Source organism: Faecalicoccus sp. LCP19S3_E2 (assembly GCF_052121255.1).
In the GTDB taxonomy this organism is placed as follows: Bacteria; Bacillota_I; Bacilli_A; order Erysipelotrichales; family Erysipelotrichaceae; genus Faecalicoccus.
In genome coordinates, this window is record NZ_JBQKEP010000025.1 from 1 (window position 1) to 15,192 (window position 15,192).

The window sequence follows — 15,192 nt, forward strand, 5'->3', positions numbered from 1 at the left end:
ACACGATGTGATTGTAACAATTGAAGAGCACAATGTGATCGGCGGCCTGGGCGGAGCGGTAGCGGAAACCCTGGCACCGTATGGACTGGCATGTCGTCAGTACATGATGGGCATGCAGGACAGTTTTGGACGAAGTGGCAAACCAAAAGACTTATTAGCCCATTATCATTTGGATGCTTCAAGCATTGCCCAAAAGATCAAAGAAATTATGAAGTAAGTACAAAAAAAGAAAAACAACTTTAACTAAAATTAAGATGAATCGCTCGGAAGATAATGCTAACTTATGGGCGGTCTTTATAGCAAGCGGGGAGCCTAGTCAGTGTTTTGCTGTCTGGCTCCTTTTTGGGGGGATAGATATCTAAAAAATCAACTTCTATAACTCGCATACAAATATAAGACAAACAAAATGTTTTAACATCGAAGTTAAAAAGTTTGTATTTCCACAAAGTCTTTTCCATGAATGTTAAAAATTTTTGGATAATGATAGAAGTTAAGGACGATTCGCATAGTCTTTAACTCGTCGAAGGAACACTTTTGTGGCAGGAGAAAATGTTCTGTATTTCTTTGTAACAATGTATAAATCTACTGAAATTTCAGGTTCGATCCTTTTAAAGACAAGATTTCTTCCAGTCGTGTTTACAAGCTTATCTAAACAAAGAGCATATCCTAGACCTTGTTCTACCATAAAGGTGGCATTATAAATTAAGTTATAAGTGGCAACGATATGTAATGGAGCGGAACCAAACCAATCCACATTCTGATGTCCCTGATAGATCTGATCAGACATGATCAAAGGAAGTTCCTTCAGCTGATCGATCTGTATAACATCTTGTTGAGCAAGTAGGCAGTCTTTTGGAACTAATAAACCATAGACATCTTTTTTATGGATATTGATATAGTCGTATTGTTCTCTACGAATCGGTCCCAGCAATAATCCCATATCCACCAATCCTTTATCAATCTTTTCTAAAACACCATCGGCATTTTCACTGTATGTACGAAAGCGCACATCCGGATATTGATCGTGAAACGCTTTGATCAAAGAGACGATCGCATCCATCGCAACGGTTTCCCCACATCCGATGCAAATTTCACCACTTAATGTTTCTTCTTCAGCCTGTAAAGCAGTCTCTGTATTTTCCAATAGCTCTATGATTTCCTGTGCTCGATTTTTAAGGAAAAATCCTTCTTCCGTCAAAGTAATCTTTCTTTTTCCCCGAACAAATAATTTCTTACCCAGTTGATTTTCCAGATCCATCATCTGTTTTGATAAGGTAGATTGTGTAATGTATAGCGTTTTAGCTGCTTTTGTGATGTTTTGTTCTCGTGCCACAGCCAGAAAATATTGTAAAAGTCTTGTTTCAATCATTGTATCACCCTATTTATTTTATCATTCTTTAAAACGATTGTAATCGATAATTAATGACTGTTTGTGATTTTTAAAGAATGGATTTATAGTGAAAATACGAAAGGATGGATCGTATGGAAAAGGAAGAGACAAGGCTTCGACAATGCCTTCAGGATTGTGATATGACAAAAGATAAGATTGAAGAATATGTGTGCTGCAAGGATACAGATCAGCTTCGCCTTTTACATCAACAAAGAAAGAAGCTGATAGATAAGCTGCATAAGGCGCAGCACAAAGTGGATGTTGTCGATTATATGATCCATCAGGTCAAAGAAAAAGAGGGATAAAATGACGGTTATAGAAAATCAAAGATTTGATGGAGAACGAGCCTTATATGGAAAGAAGAATTTGACAGTAAAACATTGTCAGTTTAATGGACCTGCTGATGGTGAAAGTGCCTTTAAGGAATGTGAAAATATCAAAGTGGAAGATACTTTTTTGAATCTTCGTTATCCTTTCTGGCATGATCATAGTTTACAGATTCACAATGCACAAATGACAGAGAAGTGTCGAGCGGCGTTGTGGTATTCCGATCATATTGTAATCAAAGATAGCCAAATGCATGGAATCAAGGCGCTGAGAGAATGTGATGATGTGATCATCGAAAACTGTGATATTCAATCGCCGGAATTTGGCTGGATGACAAAAAATATCGTGATGAAGGATACTAAAGCAGTTAGTGAATATTTTATGATGAGAGCGCAAAATCTGCGATTTGTGAATGTGGAGTTGAAAGGGAAGTATTCTTTTCAATATATGAAGAATGCCTATTTTGAAAACTGTGTATTTGATACCAAGGATGCGTTCTGGCATTCAGAAGATGTCTGGGTCAGAAACAGTGTGATCAAAGGAGAATATCTGGCATGGTATTCCAAGGGGTTGGTCTTAGAAAACTGTAAGATCATCGGAACACAGCCGCTTTGTTATTGTGAGGGATTGAAACTGATTGACTGTGAGATGATCGATACCGATCTATGTTTTGAGAAATCGAAAGTGAACGCAACGATCGTCAATGAAGTGGAAAGTATAAAAAATCCACTGGATGGCATAATTGAAGTACCGGCTGTTAAAGAAATCATACAGGATGATCCAGCGTCCAAAGGTAAGATCCTGATTCAATCTTAGGAGAGCGTATATGGAATATATAAAACTGGGGAATTCAGATTTAAATGTTTCCCGTATCTGTATGGGATGTATGGGCTTCGGGGATCCAACACGCGGGCAGCATACATGGACCTTAGATGAAACTAAAACACGAAGCATTATTGAACAAGGCTTAGCGGCAGGTATTAATTTTTTTGATACTGCGATTGCTTATCAAAGCGGAACGAGTGAACAATATGTAGGAAAAGCTATTCGAGATATGGCACATCGAGATGATATTGTTATTGCGACAAAGTTTCTTCCGCGTAGTGATGAAGAGATCGAAAAAGGGATCTCCGGACAGCAACATATTGAAAATATGTTAAATCAAAGCTTACAAAATCTGGGAATGGATCATGTTGATCTGTACATTTATCATATGTGGGATTATCGTACTCCGCTGTATGAAATTATGGATGGTTTAAATCACATGGTACAGCAGGGAAAGACACGATATATCGGTATTTCCAATTGTTTCGCATGGCAGCTGGCTAAGGCGAATGCACTAGCTGAAAAAGAAGGTTTTGCGAAATTTATATCCGTGCAAGGTCACTATAATTTGATTTTTAGGGAAGAAGAAAGAGAAATGATTCCCTATTGCAACCAGGAAAATATCGCATTGACACCTTACAGTGCTTTAGCCGGTGGACGACTTTCTAAGCATGCCGGACAGACCTCCAAGCGATTACAGGAAGATAGCTATGCTCATTTAAAATACGATGAAATGGCTGCTTATGATCAAAAAATCATAGATCGCGTTGCGATTCTGGCCAATGAACATCATACTTCAATAACCGCTGTTTCTCTGGCCTGGCTATTGACTAAAGTGACAACACCAATTGTAGGAATGACCAAACCTAAGCATATACAAGGTGCTATTGATGCCTGTGATTTAAAGCTGAGTGCAGAAGAAATTGCTTATTTAGAAGAGCCTTATATTCCTCATAAGCTTGTTGGCGTTATGGCGCAGAATACCGCAGAAACATCGAATGATAAGCATGTCTGGTCGATAGGGGACCAAAAGATGTAAAGGAGGACAGGATATGGATTATAAACAAACCGATTCGCAGTTTATGGAACGCTTTGAACAATTTGCGTTTGAAGAGGTCGTGCAAAAGGAGAGCGTTAAGCTGGATGTGAAAACACGTTATTTGGCAATATTGGCATCGCTGATCGGATGTCAGGGTAAGGATGCTTATCGATTGATGTTGGAAAAGTCATTAGATGATGGCATGGATCCCGTGATGGTCAAAGAGATGGTGTATCAGGCTCAGGATTATATGGGAATGGGGCGCATGTGGGATTTTTTAAGGATCACCAATGAAGTCCATTTGGAAAAGGAAATTCCTTTATCCTCATACGGGCAGGCGACAACAACCATGGAAGCTCGACTGGAAAAAGGGGTACAGGCGCAAGTTGATATTTTTGGGGAAGGAATGCGAGAAGCTTGGAAAAACGGTGTGATCAATTATTGGTTGGCTGATAATTGTTTCGGCGATTACTATACACGAACCGGCCTGGATCTGGCACAAAGAGAAATGATCACCTTTTGTTTTTTGATGGCGCAAGGTGGCTGTGAATCACAGTTGATTGCCCATGCCAAGGGGAATATGAATGTAGGCAATGATGCCGATTTTCTTCGTAAGGTCATCGCACAGTGTGTACCTTATATTGGTTATCCGCGCAGTCTGAACGCAATGACGGCGGTGGATAAAGCTATAAAGTAAAAATAAGCAAAGGATCCTTTACGGGGTCCTTTTTCTATGCGTGCAAATAAAAAAGACCGGAATCACCGGTCCAGATCATGAAACACAGGCTTCATATGATCAAATGTACAATACTGCTTAAATCCCATTTCCTGTAACATCTTTTTTGCATCTTGTATATAAGCTCCCAGATGTTCCGGTTTATGAGAATCCGAGCCAATCGTAAGAATCGTACCCCTTAAATCTTTATATAACTCTAAGATTTTATGGGAAGGTGTGGAATCTTTTAAGCCATATCGTTTGGAAGAAGTGTTGATTTCAATACCTTTTCCATCCGCAATAACTTGTTCTAAAATGGCTTGAATCAATGGCTTTATTTTCTCAAAAGGATAAATCCCCTGCGCATCGTAGCGATTGATCAGATCCATATGTCCTAAAACACTATAATTTTTGTATTGTCGAATAACTTCCAACATTTCTTTATAGTATTCTTCGTTGTATTCTTTTTGTGTTTTACCTTTTTGAAATTCCTGATTCCAGAATTCTTTGTCATGTACCTGATGAATGGAAAGAATGATAAAATCAAAGTCATAGCGATCAAACAATTTCTGAAATCGAGAAATTGTATGTGTCTGCATCCCAAATTCTAAACCGGTTTTGATCGTGATTTGATGACCATACTTCTCTTTCATAGCTTGAATGGCTTTCATATATTCTGGATAATTGGCATTGGCCATAGGTTCATTGCCGCGATAGATGATCTTTTGACCACTGTCCCAATCTACTTTAATGCCATAATCTACATGTTCTGTAAAACAAATTTCATCCATTTTCATGGTTATGGCATCTTGAATGACTTTTTCCATAGGGTAGATGGAATCATCGCTAAAAGCAGTATGTACATGATAATCCGCAAACATAAATCTCCTTAGTTTAAATGAAATTGTTGTGCAACTAAATGAACTTTTAGATTTAATTTTGTATAAAGTTCTTTGTGCAGTTCATAAAAATCCATATTTTGGATTTCTTCTTCTTTTTGTTTGGATGGATAAAACCGATCCAAATAGTAGAAAGTTCCCTGATCTAAAAATCCATATACGATACCGGCAATACCGTTATCTAAACAAATGACTTGTTTCCAGATCTTTTTAGGAGTTACCATCACTATATCTAAAAATTCATTGATTTCCAGGTGTCTTGCAAACATATGTTTTATCCTCCTTACGCTTTTATTATGTCGGATTTTCGAAAAAGGACAATATTTCTTTTGTATTTCGGATAAAACAAAAAAAATTTATCTAATAAGCAAAAATATTAATGGAAAAATAATTTTTAAACAAAGAAAAATAAAGAATAAAGAGGTCCAGCAGGACCTCTTTACTTAAGAAGTTATTCCATTATGTTTATCAGGAAGTCTGGTTTTAGAAAGACTACTGTTTGTTTTTCATATTAGTTAATGCTAATAAAATAGACAATTTTCCGTATTCAAAGGTCAGTCCACCTTGTATATAGGATGTATAAGGTTCTACCATGGGTGCATCGGCGCTCAGTTCTATTGTACTGCCCTGTGTAAAGCTTCCGGCTGCCATGACTTCATCAAATGGATAGCCGGGCATTGGAGCCGGAAGAACACGTACAAAGGAATCAATAGGACTGGTGGATTGAATACCTTGGGTAAAGTTGACCAGATTTTCTTCAGAGCCAAGTTCTAAGGTTTGTATGATATCCGTTCGTTTTTCATCATAAGCCGGAGACACATTTTTATAGCCTAATTTTTCTAACATATAAGCTGCAAAAACGGCAGTTTTCAATGCGCTTTTTACTGCATTGGGTGCCATGAAGATCCCTTTCAAGAAAGAACTGTTCAAATTAAAATTAGCACCTAAGCTTTTACCAATGCCAGGAGCTGTCAATCTTTCGGCGACTTCATGGATCCATTCTTTTTTTCCTGCGATATATCCACCGGTCGTGGCAATACCTCCACCAAGATTCTTCATTAATGAGCCTACAACAACATCGGCCCCCACATGTCCAGGTTCTCTTTTTTCTACCAGTTCGCCGTAGCAATTATCAACCATAATGATGACATCTTTATTAACTTCTCGAATCTTTTTGATGATTCTTTCGATCTTGGCGATGCTTAAAGAAAGTCGATGTGAGTATCCTCTCGATCGCTGTATCTCCACCAATCGTACATTGTTTTCTTTTAAACGTTCCAGAATGGTTGCATCATCAAAATCATCATTTACCAGATCAATTTGTTCATACTTTACACCATATGCTTTTAAAGACTGTGAGGAATTTCCATATAATCCGATCATCTCCTGCAACGAATCGTAGGGATCACCGGAAATAGAAATCATGGTATCTCCATGTTTTAAAAGAGCAGATAATGTTAAATACAGTGCGTTGGTTCCGCTCATGATTTGTGGACGCACCAGGGCATCTTCGCAACCTAATACCGAAGCAAAAATTCTCTCGATTTTGTCACGCCCTTCATCATAGTTCCCATAGCCATTGATATCTGCAAAATCGGAATAAGAAACTTGATTCTCAATAAAAGCGGATAAGATTCGATTAGAATTGTGTAAACAAATATCATCGATATTTTCATAAATATCTTTTAAAACGGAATCGGATTCTTTTGCCATTGCCAATAAATCCTTATCAATTTGTTCTAGTATCATAATAACCTCCCAAAATTCACGCAACCTTTATTATACAGGATTGTTGGATATTGAGAATGGATGTTTTTATGCATTGTTTAAAATAGTTTGAGCTCATCTGTTTTATCTTCGTTTATATAACCTGTTAAAATCTCTTGTATGAGATGAGCATTGTTCATTCGAATTGCATATTGTTCTGGTTTTGTATAGCCAAACCAGTCATAGTTAAGATGCCATACGATAGATCTATCAATAATAATGAAATGCTTGTAATGTTTCATAAATCGATATTGAGCACCTAATCCTTTTAAATAATGTAGTTCTTCTTTGTTTTCTTTTGTGTTGTCAGATAATATGAACAAAATATAAATGCCTTGAGTAAATTTATTCTTTAATTCATCATATAAATTTTTGATCTTTGTTAATTTAATGTGAGTAGAGAATATGACAATTTCCTTTTTTGCGTTTTGTATGTCGGCCTTAAGAATATTTTCAAACGCATTATTTTCAAAAAGTATTTGATTGACTAAAGGGTTGGAATCTCGTTCTTGTACATGATAACCTTCTCTTTGGTATTGTTTTAAGCGTTTATAAAACATAGACTGCATCATAGCAATTTGTGTATCTACATAATCATAGACTTTGACTATGCTTTTTCCTTTATCTGGTCGATGAATTCGACCCGTATATTGTGTGATTCTATTTTCGTCTGATATAGGTAATAATAAAAACAAAGTTTTTAATGATGGTAGATCAAAACCTTCGCCTAAAAGTTTACTGGTTGCCAATAATATAAATGGTTGATTGGACGAAAACGAGTTTATCTTTTGAAAGGTATTGTTCCTATCTGCTTTTTTAGTGTTTCCAGTAAGTAAAAATACATTCTCCGCAGCTTTTTCTAGCATTTCTTTTAGTATATACAGGTGTTCTTTTCTTTCGGATAACACAATTATTTTTCCTTGCTGCTTATATTCAGAAAGTATATCTTTAAGAATTAAATAGTTACGCGCTGTATCATGAATCAATTCTTTGCAAATTTCGGTATATGATGTATTTTCTTTGAGTACGATTGAATTCGTCATTCTTGGAATCAAAAGCTGCATAAATTCATGATGTTGTTTGCCTTGATTAATAACACTACCATAACGAAGCTTCCCGCAGAACATATAGATTATTTTTTCAAGTCCGTCTTTTCGTTTTGGGGTTGCGGATAATCCATATATTCTCTTAGATAAGACATGCCTTAAAATGTGTGTAAAAGTATTGCTTGCGGCATGATGGCATTCATCAATGATTACCATGCCATATCCACTTAGTAATTCTGTTAGATTTTCTGCATTGGCCAAAGAAGCTGCAGTGGCAATGTCTATATTATGATTTAATCGTTTCTGTGTTCCGTTGTATGTACAGATGAATCGATCTTTTTTCTTTTCTGCATTAGGAAATTTTAAAAACTGTTGGAATCGTTCTAACCATTGATCTTGGATTTGTTTAGAGGGAACGATAATCAAAGTGTTTACTTTAAAATAACTGATTAAATAAATACCAATTACAGTTTTTCCAAAGCCAGGGACTGCTTTTAAAACACCTGTTTCATGATTTATGAGTTTGCTGATTGCATTTTCTTGCTCTTTTCGTAGCTCGCCGAGAAATTCTACGTCAATAGACATGCCAGAGCAGCGTTTATCTTTTAAATCGATCTTTGTATCTGGTAAAACTTCTTGTATTCTATCTTTAAGTCCTCGAGGTAAATATAGGTGTTGATCGTCTTCTTCATAGAATGATAATACTCTGGGTGTGGTTGCATAATAAATAGGTTTATGGAGTCTTTGGAGTTCATAATATCTGGGGTTATACATACTTGCCACGCGTTTTAGGGCATTGTATGTTAAGGAGTTTAAGTTTTTCTTTTCTATGGCAATTATGGATGATTCAAATCCGATTATATTTTTTGAGTATTCACTGGTGCTGTCCAAATTAAAACGCAGCTGTTCCTGATCAAAAAAATAGTCAGGTTCTTTATAGTTTGTAATCAATGTTTCTATTTCTTCTCTTGTTGATTTCTTTCGGGAAGACAGGTGTTCAATGGGATTTTGTAGGGGCTGTTTAAGATCGTTGATGAATGTGGAATTTCCTTTTTTATAAGCAGCGTATCGTAAGGGTAGTGCGATCTGGTTTCCAAAGCCTCCTTTAGGAAGATAATCTTGATTAGGAAACATTCTGTCAAAAGATGAATATTTAAGGTGTGTATTCGTTTTCATTGTTTCCTGAAGAATCCATTCGCCGAATCTTCTGGCAAGAGAAGCTTTTAGAGGTTCTGCAAAAAAGAACCAGAGATGACCACCATTGCCGGAAGCTGACCTTTCCATAACAGGATATAAATCAAACTGAATTGCTGCTTTATACACACTGTACATATCTTCAAACCATGAATCATCATCAAAATCAAACACTAAAAAATTACAAGTATCATCTTGTAGTAAAGGGAAGATTCCAATACCTTTATTTCTGCCCAAAAAATGATCTTCTATGATGTCTTCATCTAAATGAGTATATTGTGCTACAGGACAATTGGTACAGGGATTTTTGATTTTACCTTTACGACAGCCCGGTTTAAATTCTATATTACATGCAATAGACCATCCTAATTTTTGAGTTTTTTGATTATAGTATATTTTTTCGAACACATCTTTTCGACCGTTAAAGTAATTCATAAATATGTGAATTTTATCTTGTTTATCTAACTTTTGTTCAGGAAGTGAAAGGATGATCCCGCGCTTTTTAAGTTCACTTTTTAATAGCTGATTCTCACGTTTTAGTTTTTCATTTTGTTCCATCAAGTCATGGATGGTTTGTTCAATTGAATTCATGGCCTCTCCTGATTGTTAATATAGTCTTACATTAATCAAATTATAGCAGTTTATATACTTTTTCAAAGGGTGAAAGATGTTTACAACTAGTGTTTTTATAATATGAAAACTAAAAAAAAGCTAAATGTTTGAAGGAAGCTAATTATAAAAAAATTGTAAATGAACAAAATTGGACAGAGGATGATTTAGAACGCCTGGTGTCTAGTGGAAAGATATTTTATGCAGATGCTTTTGAACGACAAGCAAACGTATTGATTGATGAATATGAAAATGTATCCGATACTATTTTTGTGATATTGAAGGGATAGAAAATGTTCTAAATTTAGAAAACATTGCACTGTTAGAATTGCCACTTTTACCATTCGAAAACAAAATCTATGATGAATATATTCGTGCTTTGGAAAAACAGTTTAAAATATGGACTTCATTTCTTTTGCTCGTTGCATCACTTCTTTTAAGGATGGTATCGAAATCATACCGCCCATTGTTTCTGTAGAGATCGACGCGGTTAAAGATGCTAATTTGATGACGGTTTCAAGAGGATAGTTGTGGCCTAGAAAATAGACAAAAGCACCATGAAAAATATCACCGGCTCCGGTAGAATCGACGGTTTTAGTTTTAAAGGCAGGAACATGATAGATTTTTTGATTCTCCTGATAAAGTACACCACGACCACCAATTGTAATGACGATATGTTTTTTGTTGAGCTCTGCCAGTTTTGAAAAAATCGCAGATAATTTATTCATATCTTGAATATCAATTTCCTGACCGGTATAGGTGCGACTTAAATCTTCGCTGCACACAAAGTAGTCAACAAGCGGGGCCAGTGTAGAGGTCCATGGTTTTACAGAACCGGCATCCATGACAGAAGTAGCGCTCGGATATTTTTTAAGAGCTTGTAATGCGATCTCTGTTTCCCGGCCATCAATAAGGATGAAATCGGGATCTTCTTTTGGCCATTTTGGTTCTATGTGCGATTCCCGCAAAGGATGGTTAAAAATCGTACGACTTCCATTTCCAGGGTTGGTCAGTATGCAGCTGATGCTGGTGGAAACGGATGGATCTATCAATATCGTTTCTATGGAAATGTTTAATTTATGCAGCTGATCAAGAATTTCTTTTCCCAGAAAATCATCGCCTATACGCGCAATCAAAGAAGTATCACAACCCCATTTTGCCAATAAAGCTGCTGCATTTGTAGCTGGAGCACCAATACACTCTGTGCGTTCTTTCATGACATATTTTCTATTTTCAATGATGGTTTCATTCATAGAGAATGTCAGATCATAGACAATCTGGCCAATACATAAAATTTTCATAGTTTTATTTTACCATAGATTCGATATAATAAGACGGTAAGTGGGGAATGAGAAATGATAGAAGCTATTATATTTGATATGGATGGGCTGATGTTTAATACAGAAGCCATGTTTAAAATATTATTTCGAGAAGTGTTGGATCAAAATCATATTCCGGCACCGGAGTCGGTAGTGGAAGCGATGATTGGTTGTGATTCAAGGAGAGTACAGATTTTTGAACAGGAATATCCGGGGATCACGGAGACGATGGCATACTGTCAAAAACATAGAATGGAATACTTTTTTTCGATGTTTAAAGAACCAGGATCGGCCAATATGCCGGGATTACAGGAATTGATCGCATATCTGGATCAGCAGAAGATACCGTATGCGATTGCGTCCAGTTCAGCTCCTGAAGATATTCGAAGAATGGTAGAACATGCAGGGTTTAAAATTTCCTACAAGGTTTTAACAAGTTCTAAAGAAGGGATTCCATCTAAACCGGCACCGGATATCTTTTTGGAAACGGCTAAAAGGTTAAATGTTGATCCGAAAAACTGTCTGGTGCTGGAGGATAGTAAAAATGGAATCATAGCCGCTGCCGGCGCCCATATGCACTCGATTTTTGTCCCGGATCAGATCGTACCGGATGAAGAAATGAAACCGTATATTCAAACAACTTGTCAAAGTTTAAAGGACGTTATAGCATATTTAGAAAATCAACCAGCCATGGTATAATGGCTTAGAGGTAAGAGGAGACAGAATGATGAAAAAAGAACTCGTGATCGTTCTCGATTTCGGCGGACAATATAACCAGTTGGTTGCACGCCGTGTACGTGAATGCAATGTGTATTGTGAGATTTACTCGTATAAGACAGATTTGGAAAAAATCAAGGCTATGAATCCAAAAGGGATCATCTTAACTGGTGGACCTAACAGCTGTTATGAAGCGGATTCGCCAACATATTCTAAAGAATTATTTGAATTGGGAATTCCTGTATTGGGATTGTGTTATGGTGCGCAGCTGATGATGCATGTATTAGGTGGAAAAGTCGAAAAGGCAGATGCTCGTGAATATGGAAAGACAGAAGTGATCGTTGATAAAACGGATTCAAAGATTTTTGAAGGTGTCAGTCCGAAAACAATTTGTTGGATGTCGCATTTTGACTATATTTCTAAAGTGGCTCCGGGCTTTGAAATTACCAGTCATACGGAAAACTGCCCATGTGCATCGGCAGAAAATGTGGCAGAAAATCTATATGCGATCCAGTTCCATCCGGAAGTACTACATACGCAGGAAGGAACAAAGATGTTGTATAACTTTGTGCGTAGTATCTGTGGTTGTGCCGGTGACTGGCGTATGGATTCCTTTGTTGAAGATCAGATCAAGGCTATTCGTGAAAAGGTGGGCGATGGAAAAGTTCTTTGTGCGCTGAGCGGCGGTGTGGATTCATCGGTGGCAGCGGTTTTATTATCCAAAGCCATCGGTAATCAGCTGACTTGTGTCTTTGTGGATCATGGATTGCTTAGAAAAAATGAAGGCGATGAAGTCGAAGCGGTATTTGGACCGGAAGGCCCTTATGAGCTAAACTTTATTCGTGTCAATGCCCAGGAGCGTTATTACAATAAGTTAAAAGGAGTAACAGAACCGGAAGCAAAACGTAAAATCATCGGTGAAGAATTTATTCGTGTCTTTGAAGAGGAAGCCAAGAAAATCGGAACCGTGGATTTTTTGGTACAGGGAACGATTTATCCGGATGTTGTGGAAAGCGGTTTAGGTGGCGAAAGTGCTGTCATTAAATCGCATCACAATGTCGGTGGTTTACCGGATCATGTCGATTTCAAAGAAATTATAGAGCCTTTACGTGATTTGTTTAAAGATGAAGTACGTAAAGCCGGCTTGGAATTGGGCATTCCGGAAAACTTGGTATTCCGTCAACCTTTCCCAGGTCCAGGTTTAGGTATTCGTATCATTGGTGAAGTCACGGCTGATAAGGTGCGTATCGTGCAGGATGCTGATGCGATTTATCGCGAAGAGATTGCCAAGGCTGGATTGGACAGAAGCATAGGACAGTATTTTGCGGCACTGACCAATATGCGCTCTGTCGGTGTCATGGGCGATGAAAGAACATATGATTATGCCATTGCCTTACGTGCTGTCAACACAATTGACTTTATGACAGCCGAGTCGGCGGAGATACCTTATGAGGTATTAAATAAGGTGATGTCCAGAATTATCAATGAGGTGCGCGGAGTCAATCGTGTCATGTATGATTTGACGAGCAAGCCACCGGGGACGATAGAGTTCGAGTAGTACAAAATCATCGAGAAGCCCTTTGTTTTAGGGCTTTTTTCGTTCCCTTTTGGGCCCGTGAAAACATTTTGAAAACAGGCATCTTGATTTTAGGCCATTTTTTGTCATTTTTTATCAAAAAATCAAACAAATATATTGACAAACATTGAAGAGAATGCGGCCTATTATTCATAAAACATGAATAATAGGCCAATTGTTTATAGGTATACGATTTTGGAGGTACTTATGAACATATTTAACTCAATCAAAAAACAATTAAAATTCTGTATCAAAGCCATGGATACATCTTCTTCTTTGTTTGTCGTTAATCCGGAAAAAGACTTTACTCGAAAAAGAAAACATCTTTTTGGGGATACTTTGATGAATGTTATTTTACTCGAATCCGGTTCTCTAAAGGATGAATTATTCAAAAGATTTGGTTATTCTCTGGATACCCCTTCTGCTTCTTCTTTTATCCAAGCTCGTGATAAGATCCGACCCGATGCATTTCATACACTTTTTGATATGTTCAATTCTAGAACTCATAAGACGATTCTTCACAAGGGATATCGTTTATTAGCTGTCGATGGTTCTGTATTACCAATCAGCAATATCCTACAGGATGAAGAAACAACAATTAAGAAAGCAAACAATTCGAATATTCCCTTTTCTGCTTATCATATCAATATCAGCTATGACCTTTTAGAACATACATATGACGATGTCGTTCTTCAAGGACAGGCGAAAATGGATGAAAACGGTGCATTTAATTCAATCATCGATCGATACAAAGGTCCAAAAGCAATATTTATCGCCGATAGAGGATATGAATCAATCAATTCTTTTGTGAAAGTACAGAAAGCTAACCAGAAGTTTTTGATTCGAGTCAAAGATATTTATTCAAAAACTAGTGTATTACGTAGTTTCGGCCCTTTTGAAGATAAAGAATTTGATGTTCATGTCAAACGTATATTAACAACAAGACAAACCAATGAAATCAAAGCACACCCTGAAATCTATAAGTTTATACCTAAAAATCAGAGGTTTGAACATTTTGAAGAAGGACATTTTTTTGAATTTGGCTTTCGAGTCGTACGATTCAAAATCAGCGATGATACATATGAAAGTATCGTCACGAATCTGGATGAGAACGAATTTTCATTAGAAGAAATCAAAGAACTTTATCATATGCGTTGGGGGATAGAAACCTCCTATCGTGAAATCAAATATGGTTTGGACTTGAACACACTGCATTCAATGAAAAGAAACCTGATCCAACAGGAAATATATTCTAAGCTATTACTATATAACTTCTGCAGAAGAATCACGAAAGATATAAAAATTCAGGAAAAGAACAGAAAATATGAATATCAGTTAAATTATGTAAGAGCCTATCATATTATCCGTAAATTTCTAAAAAAAAGAGTGGGAAAATCCCACCCGATATTGAGTCAATGATAGCCAAAGAAATATTACCTATCCGTCTGAACCGTCAAAACAAACGGAAGGTGAAGTCCAAATCACCAGTATCGTTCAACTATCGATATGACTAACAGACATATTATATAACTTAAAAAATGTAGTAGCAATACTACATTTTTTGTCATGCCTTATTAGTAAAAAACTATCTAGAATTGATTGCCTAGATAGTTATAGTTGTCTTAACTTAATGACATTGATACTGACCCTCTTTTTTTTCGCTAAATTCAACTAAAAAGTTGATGATTCAACATGAATAGCGTCAGATTCAGGGATATTCTTTGATATATAAAGGAGATTCCCTATGATCAACGAAACATTCTTGAACC

15 protein-coding genes are annotated in these 15,192 nt (G+C 36.8%); 9 read left to right on the forward strand and 6 right to left on the reverse strand.

Annotation, left to right across the window (positions count from 1 at the left end; translation table 11 throughout):
- Positions 1-217, forward strand: a 217-nt coding sequence (locus ACTQX6_RS12225; protein WP_441657547.1) for a transketolase C-terminal domain-containing protein, incomplete at its 5' end; no start/stop codon positions are given.
- Between the two features lie 273 nt (positions 218-490).
- Here ACTQX6_RS12225 and ACTQX6_RS12230 read toward each other — a convergent pair.
- Positions 491-1,369: a LysR family transcriptional regulator gene (locus tag ACTQX6_RS12230; RefSeq protein WP_294687292.1), complete on the reverse strand. Its 879-nt coding sequence runs from the start codon at positions 1,367-1,369 to the stop codon at positions 491-493.
- Positions 1,370-1,482: 113 nt separating this feature from the next.
- Between ACTQX6_RS12230 and ACTQX6_RS12235 the strand changes: the two genes are divergently transcribed.
- From ACTQX6_RS12235 to ACTQX6_RS12250, 4 genes are read left to right on the forward strand one after another with little or no spacing between them, the layout of a single operon-like run.
- Entirely contained in the window at positions 1,483-1,695 is a 213-nt protein-coding gene (locus ACTQX6_RS12235) for a hypothetical protein (protein WP_294687295.1), read from the forward strand.
- A gap of 1 nt (position 1,696) precedes the next feature.
- Positions 1,697-2,533, forward strand: coding sequence for a DUF3737 family protein (locus ACTQX6_RS12240; RefSeq protein WP_294687298.1), 837 nt, complete (start codon positions 1,697-1,699; stop codon positions 2,531-2,533).
- A 10-nt stretch (positions 2,534-2,543) separates the two neighbouring features.
- A complete protein-coding gene (locus tag ACTQX6_RS12245) occupies positions 2,544-3,581 on the forward strand; it encodes an aldo/keto reductase (protein WP_294687300.1) in 1,038 nt (345 codons plus the stop codon).
- Positions 3,582-3,594: 13 nt separating this feature from the next.
- Positions 3,595-4,278: a carboxymuconolactone decarboxylase family protein gene (locus ACTQX6_RS12250; RefSeq protein ID WP_294687303.1), complete on the forward strand. Its 684-nt coding sequence runs from the start codon at positions 3,595-3,597 to the stop codon at positions 4,276-4,278.
- Between the two features lie 62 nt (positions 4,279-4,340).
- Here the strand turns inward: ACTQX6_RS12250 and ACTQX6_RS12255 are convergent, their stop codons facing one another.
- The 4 genes from ACTQX6_RS12255 to ACTQX6_RS12270 form a co-directional block, all read right to left on the reverse strand.
- Positions 4,341-5,177 (reverse strand): histidinol-phosphatase HisJ family protein, encoded by an 837-nt coding sequence (locus ACTQX6_RS12255; protein WP_441657546.1) that lies wholly within the window; start codon positions 5,175-5,177, stop codon positions 4,341-4,343.
- Between the two features lie 8 nt (positions 5,178-5,185).
- Entirely contained in the window at positions 5,186-5,464 is a 279-nt protein-coding gene (locus tag ACTQX6_RS12260) for a hypothetical protein (protein ID WP_294687307.1), read from the reverse strand.
- 223 nt (positions 5,465-5,687) lie between these two features.
- A complete protein-coding gene (locus ACTQX6_RS12265; RefSeq protein WP_205140939.1) occupies positions 5,688-6,944 on the reverse strand; it encodes a methionine gamma-lyase family protein in 1,257 nt (418 codons plus the stop codon).
- Positions 6,945-7,021: 77 nt separating this feature from the next.
- On the reverse strand, positions 7,022-9,793 hold the full coding sequence (locus ACTQX6_RS12270) for a TOTE conflict system archaeo-eukaryotic primase domain-containing protein (RefSeq protein ID WP_441657545.1): 2,772 nt from the start codon (positions 9,791-9,793) through the stop codon (positions 7,022-7,024).
- A gap of 128 nt (positions 9,794-9,921) precedes the next feature.
- Between ACTQX6_RS12270 and ACTQX6_RS12275 the strand changes: the two genes are divergently transcribed.
- Positions 9,922-10,101 carry a hypothetical protein gene (locus ACTQX6_RS12275; protein WP_271998236.1) on the forward strand — a complete coding sequence of 60 codons (180 nt, stop codon included), beginning with the start codon at positions 9,922-9,924 and terminating at the stop codon, positions 10,099-10,101.
- A 102-nt stretch (positions 10,102-10,203) separates the two neighbouring features.
- On the opposite strand, the gene ACTQX6_RS12280 is transcribed toward ACTQX6_RS12275, so the two are convergent.
- On the reverse strand, positions 10,204-11,112 hold the full coding sequence (locus ACTQX6_RS12280; protein ID WP_294688816.1) for a carbohydrate kinase family protein: 909 nt from the start codon (positions 11,110-11,112) through the stop codon (positions 10,204-10,206).
- A gap of 54 nt (positions 11,113-11,166) precedes the next feature.
- On the opposite strand from ACTQX6_RS12280, the gene ACTQX6_RS12285 reads away from it, so the two are divergent.
- The 3 genes from ACTQX6_RS12285 (at position 11,167) to ACTQX6_RS12295 (ending at position 14,842) form a co-directional block, all read left to right on the forward strand.
- The gene (locus ACTQX6_RS12285) at positions 11,167-11,829 is read left to right on the forward strand and encodes an HAD family hydrolase (protein WP_294688818.1); all 663 of its coding nucleotides are present in this window, start codon (positions 11,167-11,169) and stop codon (positions 11,827-11,829) included.
- 28 nt (positions 11,830-11,857) lie between these two features.
- Positions 11,858-13,405, forward strand: a complete 1,548-nt coding sequence (gene guaA, locus ACTQX6_RS12290; protein WP_272003926.1) for a glutamine-hydrolyzing GMP synthase — start codon at positions 11,858-11,860, stop codon at positions 13,403-13,405.
- Between the two features lie 225 nt (positions 13,406-13,630).
- Positions 13,631-14,842 carry an IS4 family transposase gene (locus ACTQX6_RS12295; protein WP_272003924.1) on the forward strand — a complete coding sequence of 404 codons (1,212 nt, stop codon included), beginning with the start codon at positions 13,631-13,633 and terminating at the stop codon, positions 14,840-14,842.
- The last annotated feature ends 350 nt before the right edge of the window (positions 14,843-15,192 follow it).

Bases quoted from the DNA above. Each gene is read 5' to 3' on its own strand.
- ACTQX6_RS12230 (WP_294687292.1), bottom strand. From the start codon at position 1,369: ATGATTGAAACAAGACTTTTACAATATTTTCTGGCTGTGGCACGAGAA.
- ACTQX6_RS12235 (WP_294687295.1), top strand. From the start codon at position 1,483: ATGGAAAAGGAAGAGACAAGGCTTCGACAATGCCTTCAGGATTGTGAT.
- ACTQX6_RS12240 (WP_294687298.1), top strand. From the start codon at position 1,697: ATGACGGTTATAGAAAATCAAAGATTTGATGGAGAACGAGCCTTATAT.
- ACTQX6_RS12245 (WP_294687300.1), top strand. From the start codon at position 2,544: ATGGAATATATAAAACTGGGGAATTCAGATTTAAATGTTTCCCGTATC.
- ACTQX6_RS12250 (WP_294687303.1), top strand. From the start codon at position 3,595: ATGGATTATAAACAAACCGATTCGCAGTTTATGGAACGCTTTGAACAA.
- ACTQX6_RS12255 (WP_441657546.1), bottom strand. From the start codon at position 5,177: ATGTTTGCGGATTATCATGTACATACTGCTTTTAGCGATGATTCCATC.
- ACTQX6_RS12260 (WP_294687307.1), bottom strand. From the start codon at position 5,464: ATGTTTGCAAGACACCTGGAAATCAATGAATTTTTAGATATAGTGATG.
- ACTQX6_RS12265 (WP_205140939.1), bottom strand. From the start codon at position 6,944: ATGATACTAGAACAAATTGATAAGGATTTATTGGCAATGGCAAAAGAA.
- ACTQX6_RS12270 (WP_441657545.1), bottom strand. From the start codon at position 9,793: ATGAATTCAATTGAACAAACCATCCATGACTTGATGGAACAAAATGAA.
- ACTQX6_RS12280 (WP_294688816.1), bottom strand. From the start codon at position 11,112: ATGAAAATTTTATGTATTGGCCAGATTGTCTATGATCTGACATTCTCT.
- ACTQX6_RS12285 (WP_294688818.1), top strand. From the start codon at position 11,167: ATGATAGAAGCTATTATATTTGATATGGATGGGCTGATGTTTAATACA.
- guaA (WP_272003926.1), top strand. From the start codon at position 11,858: ATGAAAAAAGAACTCGTGATCGTTCTCGATTTCGGCGGACAATATAAC.
- ACTQX6_RS12295 (WP_272003924.1), top strand. From the start codon at position 13,631: ATGAACATATTTAACTCAATCAAAAAACAATTAAAATTCTGTATCAAA.